Origin of the sequence: Dokdonella sp., assembly GCF_019634775.1 — a bacterium.
Lineage (GTDB): Bacteria > Pseudomonadota > Gammaproteobacteria > Xanthomonadales > Rhodanobacteraceae > Dokdonella.
The window spans coordinates 2,299,066-2,319,860 of record NZ_JAHCAS010000001.1; the positions used below are offsets into that span (position 1 = coordinate 2,299,066).

The 20,795-nt window shown below is 65.2% G+C and carries 19 protein-coding genes; 6 read left to right on the forward strand and 13 right to left on the reverse strand.

What is annotated here, in order from left to right:
* Window positions 1-261: 261 nt before the first annotated feature.
* On the forward strand, window positions 262-1,668 hold the full coding sequence (locus tag KF907_RS09915) for a hypothetical protein (protein ID WP_291219980.1): 1,407 nt from the start codon (window positions 262-264) through the stop codon (window positions 1,666-1,668).
* 37 nt (window positions 1,669-1,705) lie between these two features.
* Here the strand turns inward: KF907_RS09915 and KF907_RS09920 are convergent, their stop codons facing one another.
* From KF907_RS09920 to KF907_RS09950, 7 genes are all read right to left on the reverse strand, one after another.
* The gene (locus KF907_RS09920) at window positions 1,706-2,395 is read right to left on the reverse strand and encodes a UDP-2,3-diacylglucosamine diphosphatase (RefSeq protein ID WP_291220301.1); all 690 of its coding nucleotides are present in this window, start codon (window positions 2,393-2,395) and stop codon (window positions 1,706-1,708) included.
* A 57-nt stretch (window positions 2,396-2,452) separates the two neighbouring features.
* Window positions 2,453-3,064, reverse strand: a complete 612-nt coding sequence (locus KF907_RS09925) for a peptidylprolyl isomerase (RefSeq protein WP_291219981.1) — start codon at window positions 3,062-3,064, stop codon at window positions 2,453-2,455.
* A 232-nt stretch (window positions 3,065-3,296) separates the two neighbouring features.
* Window positions 3,297-4,814: a Ppx/GppA phosphatase family protein gene (locus KF907_RS09930; protein WP_291219982.1), complete on the reverse strand. Its 1,518-nt coding sequence runs from the start codon at window positions 4,812-4,814 to the stop codon at window positions 3,297-3,299.
* The gene (gene ppk1, locus KF907_RS09935) at window positions 4,814-6,958 is read right to left on the reverse strand and encodes a polyphosphate kinase 1 (protein WP_291219983.1); all 2,145 of its coding nucleotides are present in this window, start codon (window positions 6,956-6,958) and stop codon (window positions 4,814-4,816) included. Before ppk1 ends, KF907_RS09930 begins: the two co-directional genes overlap by 1 nt.
* A 2-nt stretch (window positions 6,959-6,960) precedes the next feature.
* On the reverse strand, window positions 6,961-8,025 hold the full coding sequence (phoR, locus tag KF907_RS09940; RefSeq protein WP_291219984.1) for a phosphate regulon sensor histidine kinase PhoR: 1,065 nt from the start codon (window positions 8,023-8,025) through the stop codon (window positions 6,961-6,963).
* Entirely contained in the window at window positions 8,022-8,711 is a 690-nt protein-coding gene (gene phoB, locus KF907_RS09945; RefSeq protein ID WP_291220303.1) for a phosphate regulon transcriptional regulator PhoB, read from the reverse strand. The genes phoR and phoB overlap by 4 nt, the downstream gene beginning before the upstream one ends.
* 44 nt (window positions 8,712-8,755) lie before the next feature.
* Complete coding sequence (locus tag KF907_RS09950; RefSeq protein WP_291219985.1) at window positions 8,756-10,492, reverse strand: M48 family metalloprotease; 1,737 nt, start codon at window positions 10,490-10,492, stop codon at window positions 8,756-8,758.
* A gap of 354 nt (window positions 10,493-10,846) precedes the next feature.
* Here KF907_RS09950 and grxC point away from each other — a divergent pair, with 354 nt between their 5' ends.
* Window positions 10,847-11,104, forward strand: a complete 258-nt coding sequence (gene grxC / locus KF907_RS09955; RefSeq protein ID WP_291219986.1) for a glutaredoxin 3 — start codon at window positions 10,847-10,849, stop codon at window positions 11,102-11,104.
* A gap of 63 nt (window positions 11,105-11,167) precedes the next feature.
* Here the strand turns inward: grxC and KF907_RS09960 are convergent, their stop codons facing one another.
* Window positions 11,168-12,289, reverse strand: coding sequence for a hypothetical protein (locus KF907_RS09960; RefSeq protein ID WP_291219987.1), 1,122 nt, complete (start codon window positions 12,287-12,289; stop codon window positions 11,168-11,170).
* Between the two features lie 68 nt (window positions 12,290-12,357).
* Between KF907_RS09960 and KF907_RS09965 the strand changes: the two genes are divergently transcribed.
* Window positions 12,358-13,371: an isocitrate dehydrogenase gene (locus KF907_RS09965; RefSeq protein WP_291219988.1), complete on the forward strand. Its 1,014-nt coding sequence runs from the start codon at window positions 12,358-12,360 to the stop codon at window positions 13,369-13,371.
* Between the two features lie 106 nt (window positions 13,372-13,477).
* On the opposite strand, the gene thiD is transcribed toward KF907_RS09965, so the two are convergent.
* The gene (gene thiD, locus KF907_RS09970; RefSeq protein ID WP_291219989.1) at window positions 13,478-14,293 is read right to left on the reverse strand and encodes a bifunctional hydroxymethylpyrimidine kinase/phosphomethylpyrimidine kinase; all 816 of its coding nucleotides are present in this window, start codon (window positions 14,291-14,293) and stop codon (window positions 13,478-13,480) included.
* A gap of 292 nt (window positions 14,294-14,585) precedes the next feature.
* On the opposite strand from thiD, the gene KF907_RS09975 reads away from it, so the two are divergent.
* Window positions 14,586-15,632, forward strand: coding sequence for a hypothetical protein (locus tag KF907_RS09975; protein ID WP_291219990.1), 1,047 nt, complete (start codon window positions 14,586-14,588; stop codon window positions 15,630-15,632).
* A 363-nt stretch (window positions 15,633-15,995) separates the two neighbouring features.
* On the opposite strand, the gene KF907_RS09980 is transcribed toward KF907_RS09975, so the two are convergent.
* From KF907_RS09980 to KF907_RS09990, 3 genes are all read right to left on the reverse strand, one after another.
* Window positions 15,996-17,396 (reverse strand): PhoH family protein, encoded by a 1,401-nt coding sequence (locus KF907_RS09980; protein WP_291219991.1) that lies wholly within the window; start codon window positions 17,394-17,396, stop codon window positions 15,996-15,998.
* 91 nt (window positions 17,397-17,487) lie between these two features.
* Window positions 17,488-17,964 (reverse strand): peroxiredoxin, encoded by a 477-nt coding sequence (locus KF907_RS09985; RefSeq protein ID WP_291219992.1) that lies wholly within the window; start codon window positions 17,962-17,964, stop codon window positions 17,488-17,490.
* Window positions 17,965-17,986: 22 nt separating this feature from the next.
* Window positions 17,987-18,547 (reverse strand): glycine cleavage system transcriptional repressor, encoded by a 561-nt coding sequence (locus KF907_RS09990; RefSeq protein ID WP_291219993.1) that lies wholly within the window; start codon window positions 18,545-18,547, stop codon window positions 17,987-17,989.
* 209 nt (window positions 18,548-18,756) lie between these two features.
* Between KF907_RS09990 and dapA the strand changes: the two genes are divergently transcribed.
* Together dapA and KF907_RS10000 are read left to right on the forward strand one after the other, a co-directional pair.
* Window positions 18,757-19,659, forward strand: coding sequence for a 4-hydroxy-tetrahydrodipicolinate synthase (gene dapA, locus KF907_RS09995; RefSeq protein ID WP_291219994.1), 903 nt, complete (start codon window positions 18,757-18,759; stop codon window positions 19,657-19,659).
* 33 nt (window positions 19,660-19,692) lie between these two features.
* A complete protein-coding gene (locus KF907_RS10000) occupies window positions 19,693-20,322 on the forward strand; it encodes a hypothetical protein (protein WP_291219995.1) in 630 nt (209 codons plus the stop codon).
* A gap of 90 nt (window positions 20,323-20,412) precedes the next feature.
* On the opposite strand, the gene fdxA is transcribed toward KF907_RS10000, so the two are convergent.
* Window positions 20,413-20,736 (reverse strand): ferredoxin FdxA, encoded by a 324-nt coding sequence (gene fdxA, locus KF907_RS10005; RefSeq protein ID WP_291219996.1) that lies wholly within the window; start codon window positions 20,734-20,736, stop codon window positions 20,413-20,415.
* Window positions 20,737-20,795: the final 59 nt, after the last annotated feature.

A 20,795-nucleotide genomic window follows, 5' to 3' on the forward strand; every position in this document is an offset into this window, starting at 1 on the left:
CAGTCGTCGTGCCGCGATGTCGTCAGGGAGTTGGGGCCCGATGCAGTCTCGGCAATCGGAGCACCCGCTGTTGGAACTTCCTCCAGGTTTTCGCGTCTGTGCAGATGCGTTAGATTTCAGAGCGTGAGATCGACGACGGAGCGGTTGAAATCGATCGCGAGAGACGGCAACGGTTCCTGTCGAATGGCAACGGGTTAGGAAGGGGACTGATGTCGTTCCGCTTCCCGATGCTCGACTCGTTATTCAATGTAAGGACTGATGATGCTCAAACTGATCGGTTGGTGGCTCTGTTTGCTTTGGCTGCCAGGACTGTTCGTGTTCCACCCCGCTGCGTCCTTCGCTGAGGACTCCGCGCAGAAAGGCGCGGTTGTCATGGATTCTCAGGCAATCGATGCGGGCGTTGTGTTTCCATTGGCCGATCTGGAGGTAAGCGGCCGATTGATCAACACGACCACCACGGCTATCAAGATCGTTCGCATAGCTCCGAGAACGGCGTCGAGGGGAGATGAGGTCGTGTTTACCCCTGCTCTTCTGCAGCCAGGCCAGTCGATGGACCTGAAAGTGAAGACGAATCTCGGTGAACACGTTGGTCGATTCTCGCTTGGCTATTTCGCGTTTTCCGATGATCAGGCAGCACCTGTGGCGAAAGTAGTGGTTCGTGGATTTGTCGATTGGATTGTCGATCCTGAATCCACACGATTCGATGCCGGCATCGTCAAGGCAGGCGCTGAGGTTCGTCACGAGTTTGCACCGGTAGCTAGGCCTGGTGTCGACGTTCGGTATACGGAAGTTGATACGACAGCGGGCACATTCAGTGCGACCATAAGCGCAGACGGTCGATCAGTCACGGTCTTTTCGGTGCGGAAGTTGCCGTGGGGACCATTTGATGAGCGCGTTGTGGTGCGCACTGACAATCCAAGCCAGCCAAAGGTTTCATTCAGGGTTTTCGGGCAAATCCGAGGCGCGGTAGTACCAAGCCAGGAGTCGATTCAGTATGGATTGATTCGAGAGGGTGAGACGACCGAGCAAATCGTGAGATTGACCGACGCCACGGGCCGTGCACTTGAGGTTGGCAACGTGTCCGTAGCCGGAGCGCATGCGCAGGTAAAAGTCGAGCAATGCGTCCCCCCCAACGATTCGTGTCGGCACGTCCGTGTGTCGATGCTGGGGCCAAAAATTGGCACATCCGAGCTGCGCGGTGTTGTGAAGATCGAGTTCCCTGACTACGGTGAAGTTCTCCCCATCGCGTTCGGCGCGGCTCTAATCGGGAAAAACACGGTGATTCAAGACCCCAGCAAAGCGATGGAGGAGTCGAGAACTCCTCAATCGGGTCTTTCATCCTTGCTCCGCGCATCCACGGTCCGGAGTCGCCCGGTCGAGATGCCTGTGCCCGAAGGGCGTGGCCCACTGCTTTCGTGGGAGACTGTGGATGAGGGCGATGTGTACGGATATGAGGTATATCGTTCGTCGTCCGAACGCGGGGTGTTCGAGCGTGTCAACCGGGAAATCATAAAAAAAATCAGCGAAGATCCAGCGGTCGGTTCGATCTATCGCTGGCGCGATACGCAAGTGGGCCCGGGTATTTATTGGTACTACATTGGCACCATCAAGTTGAACGGCAGCAAGGCGCCGTTGAACTCACCGAGCAAGGTTATCGTTCGCGAGTGACACCCAGATGCACACCTGAGCACGTGGGTGCCGAGGCTTAGACCGCCAGCCAGCTTTCCTGTTCGTACCAGTCGCCGAGCACGATGCGTTCGGCCGGCTGGCCATCGAGGTCGAAGCGGTGGGTGGCGGGACGATGGGTGTGGCCGTGGATCAGGCGCAGGCAGCCGTGCGCGCGCATCGCTGCCTGCACGGCGACTTCGCTGACGTCCATCAGGGCCGCGTTGCCGACGTCGGTGGTGTAGCGGCGGCTTTCGGCGCGGGCCTGGCGGGCGAAGGCTTCGCGTTCGTCGCGCGGGCGCGACAGGAAGCTGCGTTGCCAGGCAGGCGTGTGCGATAGCGCGCGGAAGCGCTGGTAGGCGACGTCGTCGGTGCATAGCGTGTCGCCGTGCATGAGGAGCGTCCTGCGGCCGCCGATCGTGATGACGGCGGGATCGGGCAGCAGGGTCAGGCCGGCGCGACGCGCATAGTCTTCGCCGAGCAGGAAATCGCGGTTTCCGTGGATGAAGAAGCAGGGTATGCGCGCATCGCGCAGGGGCTTCATGCCGGTGATGAAGCGCCGGCCGGCTTCGTCGTCGGTGTCGTCGCCGATCCAGGCCTCGAAGAGGTCGCCGAGGATGTAGAGCGCGTTGGCGCGCATGGCCTCGCCGACGATGAAGCGGTCGAAGGCGTCGAGGATGTGCGGGCGTGCGACATCGAGATGAAGGTCGGAAATGAACAGCGTCGGCATGCGCATTGACCGTCTCGCGTGGACTGCCTCACTGGTGCGAGGCAGTCCACGGCAGCGTCACTCGATCACCGAAACCTTCTCGATGACGATGTCGGTCGTCGGCACGTCGCTGCGGAACGGTCCCTTGGGGCCGGTCGGCATGGCCTTGATCTGGTCGACTACGTCCATGCCGTTGACGACCTTGCCGAACACGGCATAACCCCAGGTCTCGGCGCGCTCGTCGCTGACGTAGTCGAGCATGCGGTTGTCGACGACGTTGATGAAGAACTGGGCAGTCGCCGAGTTCGGATCGGGCGTGCGCGCCATGGCGATCGTGCCGCGACGGTTGGACAGGCCGTTCTTGGCCTCGTTCGGGATCGAGGCGCGGGTCGGCTTCTGGCGCAGGTCGGGGGTGAAGCCGCCACCCTGGATCATGAAGTTGCCGATGACGCGGTGGAAGATCGTGCCGTCGTAGAAGCCGTCCTTGGTGTACTGGAGGAAGTTCTCGACGCTCTTCGGTGCCTTCTGCGCATCGAGTTCGACGGTGATGTCGCCGAGGCTGGTCTTGATGAGGACCTGCGGGTTGGCCGCCTTCTCGGCCTGGGGCTCGGCGGGGTTTGCCGTGGCGCTGGACTGGGCGAACGCTGCGAGCGGCAGCAGCAGGGTCAGGAGGAGGGCGCGAGCGATCATGGAAGGACCTCATGGTGGAATGGACTGCGCATGATAGGCGCTCGCGCGCGCGGCAGGAACCGCCTGTGTTTCCGGGAGAAGCTCGCGATCTTCCGAATCACGAATCCTTGGGGATGCTCTGATTCCGCCCTTCGCGACGGAAGTCTGCCCACGAAATCAAGGTCTTGTGGGAGCGGCTTCAGCCGCGAAGGGATTTGATCAGACCTTCCCTGATCGTCCGTCGGAGTTCCATTCAGCCCTTCGCCACCTGCAGCTTGATGTCGAGGTGCTTGAGATAGTCGCGCTCCTGGTCGAGATCGACCCGGCTCAGCGGGTGCTGTTCGAGCCAGTTGCGCGGCAATTCGAGCACTAGCTGGCTTCCGGCAGCGGTGAGGCGCAGCGGCGGCAAGGCGTCATCGCCGCGAGCGCGGTGCAGCAGCACGGCCAGGCGCAGCAGGGCCGTGAGTCGCTGCGCGCCGGGTTGCATGCGCGTCGGCAGTGCGCTCAATTGTTCATTGTCAGGGCGCCGCCGGTGCGAGCGCAGGATTGCGGCGAGCAATGCCTGTTCCTGGTTGCCGAAACCCGCAAGATCGGAGTTGGCTGCGATGTAGGCGCCGTGGATGTGGTGCTGGCTGTGTGCGATGGCGAGGCCAATCTCGTGGATCTGCGCGCACCAGCCGAGCAGGTCGCGCGCCTGCGCATCGAGCTGCCAGGCATCGGCGACCTGGTCGAACAGCAGGGTGGCGGTGCGGCTGACGCGCGCAGCCTGGGCCTGGTCGACATCGTTGCGCTGGGCGAGCGCGCTGATGCTGGTATGGCGCGGGTCGGCTTGACGGGCGCGGCCAAGCATGTCGTACAGCAGGCCTTCACGCATGGCCGTCTCGCACACGCCCATGCGGTCGAGTCGAAATGTGTCGAATACCGTTTCGAGGATGACCACGCCACCGGCGATGATCGGCGCGCGGTCGCCAGCCAGTCCGGGCAGGTCGAGAAGCGTGCTGTCGCCGCAGCGCAGGATCGCTTCGCGCAGCCTTTCGAGCGAGGCGGCGCTGATGCCGCCGTCGCTCCAGCCGTTGGCCTGCACGATGGAGCCGATCGACTTGGCTGTGCCGGAGGAGCCGATCGCCTCGGTCCAGCCGCGTTCGCGATAGTGAGCGCCGAACTGTTGCAGTTCGACGGCTATCTCACCCTTGGCTTGCTGCCAGCGCCGCGCGGTGATCTTGCCGTCACCGAAGAAGCGCAGCGTGCTGGCGATGCTGCCGACCTGGAGGCTTTCGCGTTCGAGCGCGTCGAAGCCGCGGCCGATGATGAACTCGGTACTGCCGCCGCCGATATCGACGACGAGGCGCCTGTGTTCGGCCAGAGGCAGGCCGTGAGCGACACCTTGGTAGATCAGGCGTGCTTCCTCGCGACCGGAGACGATCTCGATCGGGTGGCCTAGCGCGGTTTCGGCAGGCAGCAGGAACGCCTGAGGATGCGCGAGTTGGCGCACCGCATTGGTCGCCACGGCGCGCACGCGCTCGGCGGCAAAGCCGGCGAGTCGCTGGCCGAAGCGGGCAAGGCAGGCGAAAGCGGCCTCGCGCCGCTCGCGCGTGAGCGTGCCGTCGGCACGCAGACCGGCGGCAAGACGCACGTTCTCGCGCAGACGGTCAATGACACGAAGCTCGCCGTGGCTGTAACGGGCGACGATCAAGTGGAAACTGTTCGAGCCGAGGTCGGCCGCAGCGAACAGATCGCCGTCCTTGATCGGCCTGGCAAGGTCAGCGGGCATCAGCCGCAGAGTTTCGTGAGCAGGGCGGCCTGCGCGGAATGCGCGGGCTCATCGTCGTGGCGCAGATGCGCATAACTGCCGTCGGCACCGAGGCTCCATGCCTGTGTATTGTCGGCAAGGTAGTTGTCGAGCGCCTCGTCATGCACGCGCGCGGCCAACTCCGCATCGCGGATCGGGAAACAGGTTTCCACGCGTCGCAGCAGATTGCGGTCGAGCCAGTCTGCGCTCGAGCAGTAGATTTCCGGTTCGCCACCGTTGTGGAACCAGTACACGCGGCTGTGTTCGAGGAAGCGGCCGACGATCGAGCGCACGCGGATGTTCGCGGAGACGCCTGGGATGCCGGGTCGCAGCGTGCAGGCTCCGCGCACGATGAGGTCGATCTGTACGCCGGCGCAGGAGGCCTCGTATAGCGCAGAGATCACTGCCGGCTCGTTCAGGGCATTGATCTTCGCCTTGATGCGCGCCGGGCGGCCGGCGCGTGCGTGCGTGGTCTCGCGCTCGATCTTCTCCATCAGGCCCCTGTGCAGGGTGAACGGAGAATGCAGCAGCTGCTTGAGCTTGATGATCGGGCCAAGCCCGGACAGTTGCAGGAACAACAGATGGGCGTCCTCGCCGATCTCGGGGTCGGCTGTCATCAGGCCGAAGTCGGTATAGGTGCGCGAGGTGACCTGGTGATAGTTGCCCGTCGATAGATGCACGTAACGGCGCAGGCTGCCCGCTTCGCGGCGCACGATCAGCAGCATCTTTGCGTGTGTCTTGTAGCCGACCACGCCATACACGACCTGTACGCCGGCTTCTTGCAGGCGATTGGCCAGACGCAGGTTCGCCTCCTCGTCGAAGCGCGCGCGCAACTCGACGACCACGGTCACGTCCTTGCCCTGGCGCGCAGCCTCGATCAGTGAGTCGACCAGCGGCGAGTCGTGGCCGGCACGGTAGAGCGTTTGCTTGATCGCCAGGACGTCAGGGTCGAGGCTGGCCTGCCTGACCAGGTCGGTGACGATGGCGAACGACTCGAACGGATGGTGCAGCAGGATGTCGCGTTCGCGGATTGCATCGAACAAGGTCGTATCGGCGTTCGCAGCGGGATGCACGCGCGGCGTGAATGGTGCGAACTTGAGGTCCGGACGATCGATCTGGTCGTAGACGGCGCTGCTGCGACTGACGTTGACCGGCCCTTCGCAGCGGTAGATGTCCTGGTCGCTCAGCTCGAAGTTCTGCTTGAGCATCGCGGTGATTGCCTTCGGGCAGTTCGCACCGATCTCGAGGCGAACCGCACGCGCATAGCCACGACCACGCAGTTCCTCGCGCAGGGCGAGGGCAAGGTTCTCGACCTCTTCTTCGTCGACCGACAGCTCGCTGTTGCGCGTCACGCGGAACTGATACGAGCCCTTGACCTGCATGCCTGGGAACAGCTCGTCCATGAACTCGTGCAGCACCTCGGAGAGAAATACGAACTCGTACTGTGCTTCGGCGACTTCGGCCGGCAGGCGGATGATGCGTGGCAGCGAGCGCGGCGCACGCAGCAGGGCCATGTGGCCTTCCCGGCCAAATGCATCCTTGCCCTTGAGCACGACGGCGAGAGTAAGGCTCTTGTTGAGGATGCGTGGGAATGGGTGTGCCGGGTCGAGACCGAGCGGCGACAACACCGGCAGCGTTTCGTTGCGGAAATAGCCCTGCAGCCAGCGGCGCTGCTTGACCGTCCACGCTTCCCGGCGCAGGAACCGGATGCCTTCACGTTCGAGCTCGGGGAGAAGGCTGTCGTTCCAGCAGTCGTACTGCTTCTTGACCAGGGCCAGGGTGCGCTCGCGGATGCGCGCAAGCACTTCACCGGGGGGCATCGCATCGGCTCCTGGCCGCACGTCGCCGAACGAGAGGTGGTGCTTGAGAATAGCCACGCGCACCTCGAAGAACTCGTCGAGATTGGTGCACGAGATGCACATGAAGCGCAGGCGTTCGAGCAGCGGGTTGCGCGCATCCTCGGCCTGAGCCATCACACGCATGTTGAACTCGATCTGGGCGAGTTCGCGGTTGAGGTAGAGCGTAGGGTCGTTGAAATCGGGCAACGTGTGGGCGGCCGCGGATGCCACGACGGCGGATGCTTCGGCATTGGCATCGACATCGAGACTGGCGGCGTGGTTGGTCATGCTCAGGCTTCCTCGCAGAGCGGTTCCGGCGGGAGCAGCCGCTCCGCACCGAAGATACACGCAAACGTGCTGCCGGCGCCGACTTCGCTGTGCACCTCGAGGTGAGCTCCGTGCAGTTGCAGGACGTGCTTGACGATGGACAGGCCGAGACCGGTGCCGCCGGTTTCGCGCGAACGGCTGGTCGAGACCCGGTAGAAGCGCTCGGTCAGGCGCGGCAGGTGCTGGGGCGAGATACCGTGGCCGGTATCGCGCACCGCCAGACGCCCGCCGTTGGTATCGGTTTGCCAGGCGATGGCGATGCGGCCACCAACCGGCGTGTAGCGTACGGCATTGCTGACCAGGTTCGAAAACGCGCTGTAGAGATCCTTCGGCGAGCCGAGCAGATCGTGTTCGCTGGTCGCTTCGATGGTGATCTCGTGGCGGCCGCGGCTCAGGCCCTCGGCGTCGCGCATCAGGGTGCGCAGCAGCGGCCCCATCGCCACGCGCGTTTCGGGCAGGGCGTCCTCGGCATCCAGACGCGACAACGTGAGCAGGTCTTCGACGATCTGGGTCATGCGCCGTGACTGGTTGCGCAGTTCGCGCAGGATCGATTCGTATTCCGGAATCTGCTCGGGTTCGATCAGATCGAGGTAGCCATGCACCACGGTCAACGGCGTGCGCAGTTCATGCGAGACGTTGGCAACGAAGTCGCGACGCACCTTCTCGAGGCGCAGCACCTGGCTGATGTCGCGGCCGAGCAGCAACGCATGGTCGTCGGCGTACGGGATCAAGCGCATGCCGAGGTGCACTTCGGCATCGCCCGGAGCGGTTACATCCGGCAGCGACTCGGCTCCGCCGGATGCGATCCATTCGCGGATCCCGGGGATCGCCACGACCTCGTCGACGCGATGGCCCAGATGATCGGGCCAGGTGAGCCCCAGCAGGCGACCGGCCGCGGTGTTGAACCAGCGGATGCGGCGCTCGTCATCGATGGCGACGAGCGCGTCGGGCAGCGCCGCGGCGGCGTCGCGGAATGCGCGCACCAGGCTGACCAGCGCGGTGCGGCGGCGGGCGGCCCGGGCTTTCACACGTTTGCGGAGAAGCGGTAGCCGGCGCCACGTACGGTCTGCACAAGGCCATCCTTGCCGTGAGGCTCCAGCGTCATTCGCAGGCGGCGGATATGCACGTCGACGGTGCGCTCCTCGACATAGACGCCACCACCCCACACGTGGTCGAGGAGTTGGCTGCGCGTGTAGACGCGTTCCGGGTGAGTCATGAAGAAGTGCAGCAGGCGGTATTCGGTCGGGCCGATCGGCACGGTCTGGTCGCCGGCGAACACGCGGTGTGCAGCGCTGTCGATGCGCAGGCCGGCGATCTCGATGACGCCCTCTGTGTCCGCGCCGTGGGTTCGGCGCAGCACGGCACGGATGCGTGCAATCAATTCACGCGCCGAGAAGGGCTTGACCACGTAGTCGTCGACGCCTGCATCGAGGCCGTTGACGCGGTCGGTCTCCTCGCCGCGCGCGGTCAGCATGATGATCGGGATGTCGCGGGTGAGGTCGTCCTTGCGCAGGCGACGGGCGAAGTCGATGCCGGGAGTGCCGGGCAGCATCCAGTCGAGCACGATCAGGTCGGGGATGCGGTCGCCGATCGCGGTCTGTGCGCTGCGCGCATCAGCGGCGTGGATCGCTTCCATGCCGGCCTTGCGCAGGGCGAAGGCGACCATGTCGCGGATCGCCGGTTCGTCTTCCACGATCAGGACGCGTTTCTGCACGGTATCGTCGGTGATGGCCCCGTCATGGGCGCCTTGTGACGCGATCATTGCAACCCACGATTGTTACGTGGCGATGACATGCCGAGGCAGAGGCGCTCCGGGCAATCCATCGCACTCACACCGTTGTCATCTTTGCCGGCGCCCTTCATGCCGCGCTTGCGCAGGTCCAACACGACCGGCGTCATCGAGGTGATACGTGCCTCGACGCGCGCGCGCTGATAGTAGTCGAGCTCACCATCCTTGGTCAGCGCCTTGAGCTGGTTGAGAGCATCCTCCGGGCGACCGTTGAGGAAGGTCATCTCGGCGAACGCCTCGGCGGCGCGTACCTTGTCACCGCCGAGCTCACAGGCGCGGCCGAAGGCGCGCTGCAACTCCGGGTCGTCGCCGTGGCGCTGCACCAGTGGTCGCAACAGATCCTGCGCCTTGCGTGCCGAACCCTTGTCGGTACCGGCGAGCAGGGCATCCGAATAGGCGAGGGTGATCGCCCGGTTGCCGGGGAAATCGGCGCTGATGCGTGCATAGCGTTCCAGTGCCTCGCGCTTGCGGCCGGCCTGATCTTCGGCGGCGGCGAGGCCGAGTTCGAACACCGACTGGCCTGGATGGGCCGTGACGAGTGCGTCGAATGCTTCGACGGCTTCCTTCGACTGGCGCGCGCGCCACAGCGACAGGGCGTACCCATAGCGGTTCGCTGGTGTGTCGAATGAGGGATTGCTGCGCAGCTCATCGGCGTAGTAGCGCAGGATCGCGTTTACCGAATCGGCGTTGAGCACGCGTGCGCGCTCGCGCATCAGTTCGAAGTAGACCGGTGCTTTCGCATCAGCGCCGCGCGTGCGTGAGCCGAGTGTGCCGGGCGCGGTCGGTACCGCCAGTCTGAGCGGCGCCGGCTGGCAGGCCAGCGTGCGCGTGGGTTCGAGCTCGCCGATGCGGGCGACGCCGGCGCAAGCCTCTGACGCGGCTTGGCCGGTGTGCTCGACGCGACCGAAACTGTTCGCGTGCGCCTTCGACAGCGCTTCCGCGCGCGATTTCGCGTCGGCGATGCGGGTGACGTCGACCGGGTGCGTGCGCAGGAACTCGGGAATGTCGATACCGTTTGTGCGCATGATGCGCTGGAACATGGCGAAGGTATCGGCCATCGCCAGCGGATCATAGCCCGCGCGCGCCAGCGTCTGGATGCCGACGCGATCCGCTTCCATTTCGTCGTAGCGCGTGAAGTTGATCGCGCGCTGCTGAATCAGCGACATGCCGGCCATGATCGCCGCTTCGCCCGTGTCGTCGCTGCGTCCGCTCGCGGCGGCCAGCACGCCGAGCATCGCCAGCGCGATGGGCAGCGAGACCTTTTTCGAATCCTCGAACGCGCGCAGCGTATGCTGCTGTGTGATGTGGGCGATCTCGTGACCCATCACGGCGGCGAGTTCGTCCTCGCTGCCCACCGAGGTGATGAGGCCGATATTGAAGCCGAGATAGCCGCCCGGCGCGGCGAAGGCATTGATGTCGTTGCTGCGCACGACGAAGAAAGTGAACGGCTGACCGGCACCTTCACTGTAGGAAACCAGCCGGTAGCCGAGGGAACGCAAGTAGTCGCTCACCAGTGGATCGTCGAAGATGAGGTTGTACGCGCGCAACTCGCGCAACATGCTGGCTCCATACTCGCGCATTTCGGCAGGCGTCGCTGCACTGGCTGCGGAGCTGCCGATGTCGGGCAGACGCGGCGGTTCCTGCGCACCAGCCAGGCCGGTCAGCAAGCTGGAGAGAACGAGAGGGAGCAGGCGGCGGGCAAGCATGGGACGCTCCGCGATACGGATTGATGGAACAGATGGGCGGTCAATCTATCTGCGGCCAAAGTCGCTCCGATGGAACCAGGGCCTCGCAGGAGCGGCTGCGGCCGCGAATGGGTTCGGTCACGGCGCTCCCGAGTCTAGCGCCACAATCCTTAAGCCGATGTGAGCCGGCTGTGCGCACCGGTTCGGCCCGGGGCGACCAAAGGCGCCAGCGCACGGCATCGATCCTGTGCGCGGCGTCAGCCGCTGATGCCTTGCTGCTGCGAGCCGAATGGCCCTTGCAACATCCTGCCGCGGCCGCATCTCGGGGCGATACCATCACGGCACCTCGGTGCCACAGCGCGAGGTCCGCAATCCATGCCCAAGGTCGAACTCTTCACGACCGCGATCTGCCCTTACTGCGTGGCGGCCAAGAACTTCCTGAGTCAGAAGGGGTTCGACTACGACGAGATCCGCATCGACACCAACCCCGCGCGGCGTGACGAAATGCTGGTCCGCTCGGGTGGGCGGCGCACGGTTCCGCAGATCTTCATCGGCGACACGCACGTCGGTGGCTTCGACGATCTCGTCGCCGCCGACCGCAGCGGCCGGCTCGCCGAGCTCATCGGTAGCTGAAGTCGCAGGTTGCTGGGATGCATGCACCGCGGCTTGAGCGATGCCATCGCCCGGACTTGCCCGTCATTCAGGCAGTCGTATCAGTTCGGCAACGCGCCCCTCGCCGTCGCGCCCCTGCAGGCGGTCCAGTCCGATGCGGTCGAAGTGTGTCGCGGATCGCCCATCGATCCGCAACGTGCAGCGCCGCGGGAACGCGGCGGGGCCATCATCGAGACGGCAGTCGAGTTCTGCCCCGAAGCTGTTGTCGAGCAGGCGGAAACCGTCGGCATCGGACGTGCTTGCGGCGTCGTTGAACTGCATGACTCGGGCGTCGCCATGCACGCCGCCGATCAGCACCCAGCGCCCCTGCCACGCGCTGCCCGCGCGTGCGGTCGAAAATGTCGATCGTGCGAGGGCCAGCGGTTGCAGTTCGATGCCGAGGTCACTCTCGGCCAGGTCGCGCTCGATCCAGGCCTCGGCCTGCGCCGGTGAGGCGAAATGCAGATGCAAGGCCGGGCCGGGCTCGGCGATCGGGGCGGACACGCCTGGAGTGAACGGCGCGTTGCCGCCGCGCATGCGCATGAGCTGCACGTGGGCAACGCTGCCGCGCAACACGCCACTGCCGAAAGCCCATTCCGGCCGGCCGGCATCGTAGCCGAACAGGGTTACGGCGATGCGCTCGCCCTGGCGTTCGAGGCTGATGCCGCTGCCGATGAGTTCCGCTACGCCGTCGCGTTGATTCGCAACCGACCACCAAAAGCCGCTTTCGGGCGTTGCCGGATTGTCAGCCGCGGCATCGAGCCAGCGGAAGGCAATGAGCCTGCCGGAACTGCCGGCGCCGGCCAGAAACAGGCGTACCGCATAGACATCGCGTGGCAGGTGGCTCCAGCCTGAAGCCCGGGCCGGGTTGACCTCGACGGCAAACGCCGTCGGCTCGACCGTGCAGCGGGTGCCGGGCTGGCGCAGGTGCACGTCGATATGTCCCGGCACGATCGTCACCGCCTCGACGGCCGGCAGGCAGGTGTTCGGCCAGGTCGCTTCGATGCGCAGGTCCGGCGGCGCCTGTGGTGCGTGCATTGACGTGGCAACGAGGCTGAGTTTCAGGTCGATGTTGGCCCACGCGAGTGCCGGTGCGACCACAAGAAGGGGCAGCGCGGCGAGGGCAAATCGCCGCAGCTTTGTCGGGATTCTCGTTGTGCGCCGCACGATCATTTCCGCGATAATGCCCTTATTTGCCGCGTGGCGGCAGTCCCTTCATGGAGTCGGTGTTCCTGATGAGCAAGACGATCGCGGTAATTCGGGGTGACGGCATCGGGCCGGAGATCATGGACGCGGTCCTGCGCGTTCTCGACGCCCTGGATGTCGGCTTGGAATATGAATTCGTCGAAGCCGGAATGGCCGCCCAGCAGCACACTGGCGAGCTGCTGCCGCAGGCCACGATCGATGCGATCGCACGTCACAGGATTGCCCTCAAGGGGCCCCTGACCACGCCGATCGGCGGTGGATTCAGTTCGCTCAACGTCGAACTGCGCAAGCGCTTCGATCTATACGCCAACGTGCGTCCGGCAATCACCTTCCCGGGCACGAAGGCGCGCTACGAGAACATCGACATCATCACCGTGCGCGAGAACACCGAGGGCGCCTACGGCTCCGAGGGCCAGACGCTGTCCGAGGACGGTGAGGTCGCACAGTCGCTGATCCGCAATACCCGCCATGGCTGCCAGCGCATCGTGCGCTACGCCTTCGAGATGGCGCGCAGCCAGGGTCGACGCAAGGTCACCGCCGTGCACAAGGCGAACATCATGAAGACGACTTCCGGGTTGTTCCTCAAGACCGCCCGCGATATCGCCCGCGAGTACGAGGACATCACCTTCAACGAGATGATCGTCGACAATACCTGCATGCAGCTCGTGATGAATCCGCACCAGTTCGACGTGATTGTCACCACGAACCTGTTCGGCGACATCATTTCGGATCTGTGTGCGGGCCTGGTCGGTGGCCTCGGCCTCGCGCCGGGCGCGAACATCGGCGAAGGGGCGGCGATCTTCGAGGCTGTGCATGGTTCCGCTCCGGACATCGCCGGCAAGGGCGTGGCCAATCCCTGCGCGCTGCTGCTCGGTGCCGCGCAGATGCTTGGCCACCTCGGTATGGAAGACCGCGCGCGGCACGTGCGCGAGGCGATCCGCGCCACGCTGACCGCTGGCGACCGCCTCACTCCCGACCTGGGTGGCCAGGGCACGACCACGACCTTCACCGACGCGCTCATCGAGCGTGTGCGTGGCGGATAGGGATGAAGCATCGCGACTGTGGGAAACACCTTCAGGCGCGATGCTCAATCCTGGAATGCTGTGCAGCCGAGACATCATGGCTGAAGCCGTGTCCTACGGCTGCTGCCTACGGTCCCTTCGGATCGCCTGCCGCGAGCGGGTCGAGCACGGTCAATCCGCCCCTGCCGGGTCGGAATCCGTGCGCAAGTGCGCGATGGACGAACTCGATGGCGGCGGCCACTGCGTCCTCGAGGGCATCACCGCGCGCCAGCCCGGCGGTGATGGCTGCTGCCAGCGTGCAGCCGGTGCCATGCGCCTCGCCACGCAGGCGGGGATGGCGGAACCAGCGGGTTCCGGCCGCCGAAACGAGCACATCCTGTACCGTGCGCCCCTCCAGGTGTCCGCCCTTGACCAGCACGGCATGTGCTCCGGTGTCGAACAGGCGCTGTGCAGCCGTGCCGAGATCGTCGCGCGTGCGCAGTTCGCGGCCCAGCAGTTGCGCGGCTTCGGGTAGATTCGGGGTCAGCAAGGTAGCGCGCGGCAGCAGGTGGCGGCGGATCGCTGCGACCAGCCCTTCGCGTGCGAGCCGCGCGCCCGAGGTTGCCACCAGTACCGGATCGACCACCAGCGGCCGCGCCCTGTGGCGCTCGAGCGCAGCACACACCGCGCGCACGATGCGCTCGCTGCCGAGCATGCCGGTCTTCATCGCGCCGACTGGAAAGTCATCGAGCACGGCGTCGATCTGCGCTTCGACCACGGCGGCCGGCATCATTTCGATGGCGGTCACAGCGCGTGTGTTCTGTGCCGTCACCGCGGTGATCGCGCTGGTGCCGTGCACGCCGAAGGCCGAGAACGTGCGCAGGTCGGTCTGGATGCCGGCACCGCCGCCCGAGTCGGAGCCGGCGATGGTCAGGGCAATGGGGCGGGGGGGAGATCGGCTCATGGGTGTTGGCTTTTCGCGACAGTCGAGGCTGCGAGGCGATTCTGAAGGGCATGGCTGCGTCCATACAACACACGCACAAGCCATTTGGACGTGTTGTTGCGTACTTGACCCGCTGTTGCGTTTGCGCCAAACTGCGCCCCGCAACAGCAGCACTCCTTCCACCGCGGCAACCAGGGCAATGCAGCGGGTATCCACAGCAACAGCACGCATGTTTGCGGGAGCGATCGGCCTTGCGCTGGCGCTCCCGGCTTCTTTTGCGTCGGCGGCCACTCCCGATCCGAATGAGGCGTCGATGCCGGCGCGTTGGCATGCCTATGCGCTGGCGAGCATCACTCCCGGATTCTCGTGGGCGCTTGTGCAGCAAGCGAGTGCTCCACAAGTGTTCGATGCACCCACCGACGTACGTGCGCTCGCCTTCGCCCTGTCCGCGGCGGGGCAGGAGCCGTCGGCCTATTTCGGTGTCACGTTCGCACGTCGCGCGCTCGACGAGCGGCCGTTGAATCTCTCCCTGCCTGCACCTGATGTGGCCGGTGACCTGCCGCGCCCGGGCTTGCAGCGGCTCGTCGTTACGCCATCCTACATTCGCCCATGGGGCCGGTCCGGTTCATTGGGCGTCACCGCGGTGCTCGCTTACCAGCGTTTCGTCACGCTCGGCTTCGGCGAGGTGGCGGCAACCGATGGCATGCCGACCTGGTCGAGCCTGCCGAGCGAGGGTTCGTCCGGCGGTGGTCTGCGCGTGGATGCCGGGAACCGCTTCGGCGAGCGTCTCGGCTGGAACGTCGCCTACCAGTCGCGCGTCAACATGGACGCCTTCAAGAGCTATCGCGGCGTGTATTCGGAACCGGGCCAGTTCGACATCCCGGCCAGCGCAACCCTGTCGCTGAGTTATGCGCTGACACCCTCGCTGTCGTTCGATGTCGGTGCGCAGCGCGTCATGTACAGCCACGTGCCCACATTCACGAATCCTGCCCTGCCGCGCCGCTTCCTGGTTTTGCTCGGCAGTGGCATAAGCCCGGAGTTCGCCTGGCAGGATCTCGACGTCTACAGTGCCGGCTGGACCTTCCGTCGCCCGGCCTTCGGTGAGCTGGAGTTGCGCTACACGACGCGCCAGCAGCCGCAACCAACCTCGCCACTGCTGCGCAATGCGCTCGACCTTGATCCCGCCGACCACACCGTTGCACTCGGTTACGCGCGCGCGTTCGGTCAGCGCTCGCGTTTGAGCATGCAGGCGGTGTACTCGAGTTCGCCGTACTTCCTCGGTGTCCCAGGCCATCGCGCGCAGGACACCACGACCGGCGACAACGTCGAGTTCGAGGCACTCTGGGCCACGCGCTTCTAGGGATGCTCCGATCATCCCGCAATGACGGGGTGACATCCGCAAGGCCCGCAGCGCGGCGTGCGCAGCTCGCCCAGGCAACCAGCCTGCACTTCGGCACGCCCACCCCGCCGCGAACCTTGCGGATGTCATGACGCCGTTGTGGGATTGATCAGAGCATCCCTCGCCCCAGGGCGCAGGCAACAGGCTCCACAGGGCTGTGCGATCGGGCGGAACGGATTCCGTCCCGATCGCATCTTGTTGCCGCGACCCGCGAAGGCGAAGGCAGGCGCGTTCCACTGCAGGAACCCCTTCAGGGGCGATGCTTCTCCTTCGTTCGTCACCACGCCCGATCGCCCGTGAACGGGCTCCTGCGGCGAGGTGTCGTTACAGCACCTCGGAGGCGAAGTCGGCCAGGCGCGAGCGTTCGCCGCGGCGCAGGGTCAGGTGGGCGGAATGGCCCCACTGCTTGAAGCGGTCGACCGCGTAGGTCAGTCCCGACGTGGTTTCGGTGAGATACGGTGTGTCGATCTGTTCGACGTTGCCGAGGCAGACGATCTTGCAACCCGGGCCGGCGCGCGTGACCAGGGTCTTCATCTGCTTCGGGGTCAGGTTCTGCGCCTCGTCGAGTATGACGTAGCGGCTGAGGAAGGTGCGGCCACGCATGAAGTTCATCGAACGGATCTTGATCCGCGAGGCGAGCAGGTCATTGGTTGCAGCGCGGCCCCATGCGCCGCCTTCCTGTGGCGAGGTCAGCACTTCGAGGTTGTCGGTCAGCGCGCCCATCCATGGCGTCATCTTTTCCTCCTCGGTGCCGGGCAGGAAACCGATGTCCTCACCAACCGAGACGGTCGCGCGGGTCATGATGATCTCGCGGTAGCGCTGCTGGTCCATGACCTGGGCGAGACCTGCGGCCAAGGCGAGCAGGGTCTTGCCGGTGCCGGCGGTGCCGAGCAGGGTGACGAAGTCGACCTCCGGATCCATCAGCGCGTTGAGCGCGAAGTTCTGCTCGCGGTTGCGCGCGGAGATGCCCCACACGGTGTGCGATCCACTGCGGTAGTCGTCGACGATCTGCAAGAGCGCCTTGCCGTCGGCGACGTCGAGGACGCGCAGTTCGACTTCGTTGTCGCCGGGCAGATAGAGGAACTGGTGCGGATGCCAGTCCTCGTCCTTGCCGAGGGTCACCTCATAGAACGTGCGGCCGCGCTCGGACCACGAACGCAGTTCAGCATGGCGATCCCAGAAATCGGCCGGCAGTTCGTTGTGACCGGCATAGAGCAGGCTGAAATCGTCGAGTGCGCGGTCGTTCTCGTAGTCCTCGGCGGCGATGTTGAAGATCGACGCCTTGATGCGCAGGTTGATGTCCTTGGTGACGAGGACAACCGGAACCTCCGGATGTGCATCGCGCAACGCGATCACCGAGGCGAGGATCAGGTTATCGGGGATGCCGCGCTTTCGGCCGTTGGCCGATGGTGCATCGGCGGCCTGGGTCTGGAAATAGAGGCGACCGACTTCGGGCGAACGGTCGAGTCGCAAACCCTGCGGCAGGCGCAGGTCGAGCCCTTCATCGATGCGGCGGTTGCGATCCTGTTCGATCAGCTCATTGATGAAGCGACTGACCTGGCGTGCGTTGCGTGAAACTTCCGATTGCCCCTTCTTCGCCGCATCGAGTTCCTCGAGCACCGTCATCGGGATGAAGACGTCATGTTCCTCGAAACGGAACAGCGAAGTCGGGTCGTGCATCAGCACGTTGGTGTCGAGCACGTAGATGCGCTTGCCTCGGGTCATGCACGGGCCTCGGTGGGTGGGAAACGGGGTGGAGCGGCAACGTCGCGTGCTGGCGCGGGTCGCGGGGGCATGTCGTTTCGGGAAATGGTCGTCACTTCCGAGCCAACCACTCCAGCACTTCTGCGGCGTGGCCGGGTACCTTGACGCCACGCCACTCTGCGCGCAGGACTCCTGCGGTGTCGACCAGGAAGGTGCTGCGCACGATGCCCATGTGGCGCTTGCCGTACAGCACCTTCTCGCGGATCACGTCGAAGGTCTTGCACCAGGTTTCGTCGACGTCGGCGACGAGCGGAAAAGGCAGGGACTGCTTCGCGCAGAACTTTGCATGCGAGGCGGCGGAATCACGCGAGACGCCGACGATTTCGCAGCCGAGCGCCTTGAACTTCGGGTAGAGGTCGCGGAAATCCTGCGCCTCGAGAGTGCAGCCCGGCGTCGCATCCTTTGGATAGAAATAGATGACTACGTGTTTGCCGCGCAGGCCGGACAGGCGCAGCGTCGAACCGTCGGCGGTGATGCCGGCCAGCGCAGGTACGCGCTTGCCGATCGCGGTCGTCGGTGTGTCCGTCATGGAGTCGGCTGTTCTCGTCACTTCAGAACTTCATCGGGTCCATGATCGCGTCGAGGTTGAGCCCGTCGCAGAACTCGAGGAAATCGTCGCGCAGCCCCGCCAGGTGCATCGAGCTCGGGATGCCGATCGTGATCTGCGCGGAGAACATGTCGGCGCCGGTCTGCATTGCGCGGTAGCGCGTGGAGTGCAACTGCTCGATGCTGATGTCGTGCGAGGCGAAGAATTCGGCAAGCTGGAACAGCACGCCGGGCTTGTCGGCGGCGATCACTTCGACCACATATGGCAGAAGGTTGGACTGTTGCTGCTTGGCGCTGGTGCGGAAGTGCGAGAGGCGCAGGCCGCCGTCGCGCTCGAGCTTGGCCAGTGCGTTCTCGAGCTTGGCGATCGCATCCCAGGAACCCTGCACGAGCACCTGCACGCCGAGTTCGCTGCCGAGCGAGGCCACGCGCGCCTCGACGACATTGCAGCCGCAGTCGTTGACGCGCTTGCTCACGGCGATGAGCGGCGAATGCTCGGGCGCCGCATAGGCGCTGACCACCAGGTGGTTCTCGTTCGTGGTCGGACGCGGCGCGCGATCGTTCAAGACCTGCTTTCCTGCCTGCTTCACGGCTTCACCGGCGCCCTGCTCGCAGACTCGGCGCCTGCGTCGGCGAGAATACGCGGCACGTCCGAGGGTCGCAAGCGAGCTTCCCTGTGTATCCGGAGTGGCCCCATGAATTCCCGCCTTCGATGGACTTCCGTCCGGGGGCGCCCTACCATCCCGAGTCCCTGTCACGTACGCCGATTGACGCCTTGAAGCTCACTGGAAGCCTCTGCGCACTGGCCACGCCGTTCACGGCCGATGGCACGGCGCTCGACCTCGATGCGTTCGGGCGGTTGATCGACCATCAGCTCGCCGGCGGCACGCGCGCGCTCGTTGTCGCCGGCTCGACCGGCGAAGGCGCCGCGCTCGAAATCGAGGAGTTCGGCGCCTTGGTCGCGCTCGCCGTCCAGCGTGCCGACCGGCGCATTCCGGTGATTGCCGGCACGGGCCTGCAATCGACGGCGAAAACGATCGCGCAGACCCGCCGTGCGGCCGACGCCGGCGCCGACATCGCCCTGGTCGTCACGCCCGCCTATGTGCGGCCGACCCAGGAAGGCCTGTATCGACATTTCAGCGAAGTCGCAGCACACGGCGGCATGCCGGTGCTGCTCTACAACGTGCCGACGCGCAGCGCCTGCGACCTCCTGCCCGAGACCGTGGCGCGCCTGCGTGCGCAGGCCGGCATCGTCGGCATCAAGGAAGCGGTCGCTGCACCGGAGCGCATGCAGGCCTTGCTTGCCTTGCGCAGCGATGGTTTCGTGGTCCTCTCGGGCGACGATCCGACCTGCTCGCGAGCGATCGCCGCAGGCGCCGACGGCGTGATCTCTGTGGCTGCGAACCTGGTGCCGGCTGCCATGCAGGCCCTGTGCGAACGTGCTGCAGCGGGCGACGGAGCCGGTGCCGGTGAGATCGACCAGCGTCTCGGTCCACTTTTCGATCTGCTCGGTGCCGAACCGAACCCGATTCCGCTCAAATGGTGCCTGCATCGCATTGGCTTCGGTGGCGCCGCGCCACGCCTGCCATTGACCACGTTGTCCGCCGCGCGCCAGTCGCAGGCGGACGCGGTGCTGGCGGCGCTCGGGCTCGTCGAGGCGATCCGTGCCACTGCCTGACCGTTCATGTCCACACCTCCTGGAATCCATTCCGTGAAGCGAATCCTCACGCTCGCCACCCTCGTTGCGCTGACGGCGTTCCTGCTTGGCGGCTGCAGTTTCATCCGCAGCAAGTTCGGCAACAAGCCCGATGCCTACAAGTCCGCTCAGCAATCGCGGCCGCTGGAAGTCCCGCCCGATCTGGAAGCGCCCAACACGAGTGGTGCGCTGGCAGTCCCGCAGCAACGTGTCGCGACGAATGTCACGCCGTCGAGCGCGCCGATCGATGAAGTGGCCGCACCACCGCAGGCTGCCCTGGTTGCCGGTGGGGCGCAGCTCGGTGACGAGGGCCTGCGCATCACCGACACGCCAGCCAGTGCCTGGCGGCGAGTTGGTCTCGCCCTCGAACGTTCCGGCGCAGCCGTGATCGAGTCGCGCGATGATGCGGCCGGCACCTACCAGGTTCTCGCCAACGCAACGGTCAGTCAGCGTCCGGGCTGGTTCAAGCGTGCGATCACGTTCGGCCGGGCGGCCGATCGCAAGGTTGGCACACGTGTGCCTCTCCTCGTGCGTGTGCGCGCGGACGGCGAGGCCAGCATGGTGGTGGTTGAGGGCACCAACGACGCCGCCAGCACGAAGGCCGCGCGCGACCTGCTCGCAGTGCTGCGCCAACGCCTGTTGTGAGCACGGCCCGACATTGGGAATCAAAAGTTCGGCGGTGGCGCGTTCCGTTCCCGCGAGGCCTGCAGCGAAAACGATCGGTCCAAGGCCTGTTCAGCGTTCGAGATACTTGAGCTTGTCGGGCTTCCCATCCCAATCCTTGGCATCGGGCGGGGCGTCCTTGCGCTCGGTCAGCACCGGCCAGCCCTTCGAGAGCTCGGCGTTGAGAGCGATGAAGCCCTCCTGTCCGGCGGGCACGTCATCTTCGGGATAGATTGCATTGGCCGGACACTCCGGCTCACACAGGGTGCAGTCGATGCACTCCTCGGGATCGATCACGAGGAAGTTCGGCCCTTCATGGAAGCAGTCGACCGGACACACCTCGACGCAGTCGGTGTACTTGCACTTGATGCAGTTCTCGGTGACGACGAAGGGCATGGTCAGATCAATCTGGGGTCGTTGCCGGGAGATTCTCGGGCGACAGCAAAATCAGGAAA

What these genes read in the sequence shown, in the direction of transcription:
- grxC (WP_291219986.1), top strand. Translation starts at nt 10,847, where the DNA reads ATGCCCAAGGTCGAACTCTTCACGACCGCGATCTGCCCTTACTGCGTG.
- KF907_RS09950 (WP_291219985.1), bottom strand. Translation starts at nt 10,492, where the DNA reads ATGCTTGCCCGCCGCCTGCTCCCTCTCGTTCTCTCCAGCTTGCTGACC.
- KF907_RS09980 (WP_291219991.1), bottom strand. Translation starts at nt 17,396, where the DNA reads ATGACCCGAGGCAAGCGCATCTACGTGCTCGACACCAACGTGCTGATG.
- KF907_RS09925 (WP_291219981.1), bottom strand. Translation starts at nt 3,064, where the DNA reads ATGATCGCTCGCGCCCTCCTCCTGACCCTGCTGCTGCCGCTCGCAGCG.
- KF907_RS09930 (WP_291219982.1), bottom strand. Translation starts at nt 4,814, where the DNA reads ATGCCCGCTGACCTTGCCAGGCCGATCAAGGACGGCGATCTGTTCGCT.
- thiD (WP_291219989.1), bottom strand. Translation starts at nt 14,293, where the DNA reads ATGAGCCGATCTCCCCCCCGCCCCATTGCCCTGACCATCGCCGGCTCC.
- fdxA (WP_291219996.1), bottom strand. Translation starts at nt 20,736, where the DNA reads ATGCCCTTCGTCGTCACCGAGAACTGCATCAAGTGCAAGTACACCGAC.
- KF907_RS09915 (WP_291219980.1), top strand. Translation starts at nt 262, where the DNA reads ATGCTCAAACTGATCGGTTGGTGGCTCTGTTTGCTTTGGCTGCCAGGA.
- KF907_RS09920 (WP_291220301.1), bottom strand. Translation starts at nt 2,395, where the DNA reads ATGCCGACGCTGTTCATTTCCGACCTTCATCTCGATGTCGCACGCCCG.
- KF907_RS09985 (WP_291219992.1), bottom strand. Translation starts at nt 17,964, where the DNA reads ATGACGGACACACCGACGACCGCGATCGGCAAGCGCGTACCTGCGCTG.
- ppk1 (WP_291219983.1), bottom strand. Translation starts at nt 6,958, where the DNA reads ATGACCAACCACGCCGCCAGTCTCGATGTCGATGCCAATGCCGAAGCA.
- KF907_RS09965 (WP_291219988.1), top strand. Translation starts at nt 12,358, where the DNA reads ATGAGCAAGACGATCGCGGTAATTCGGGGTGACGGCATCGGGCCGGAG.
- KF907_RS09975 (WP_291219990.1), top strand. Translation starts at nt 14,586, where the DNA reads ATGCCGGCGCGTTGGCATGCCTATGCGCTGGCGAGCATCACTCCCGGA.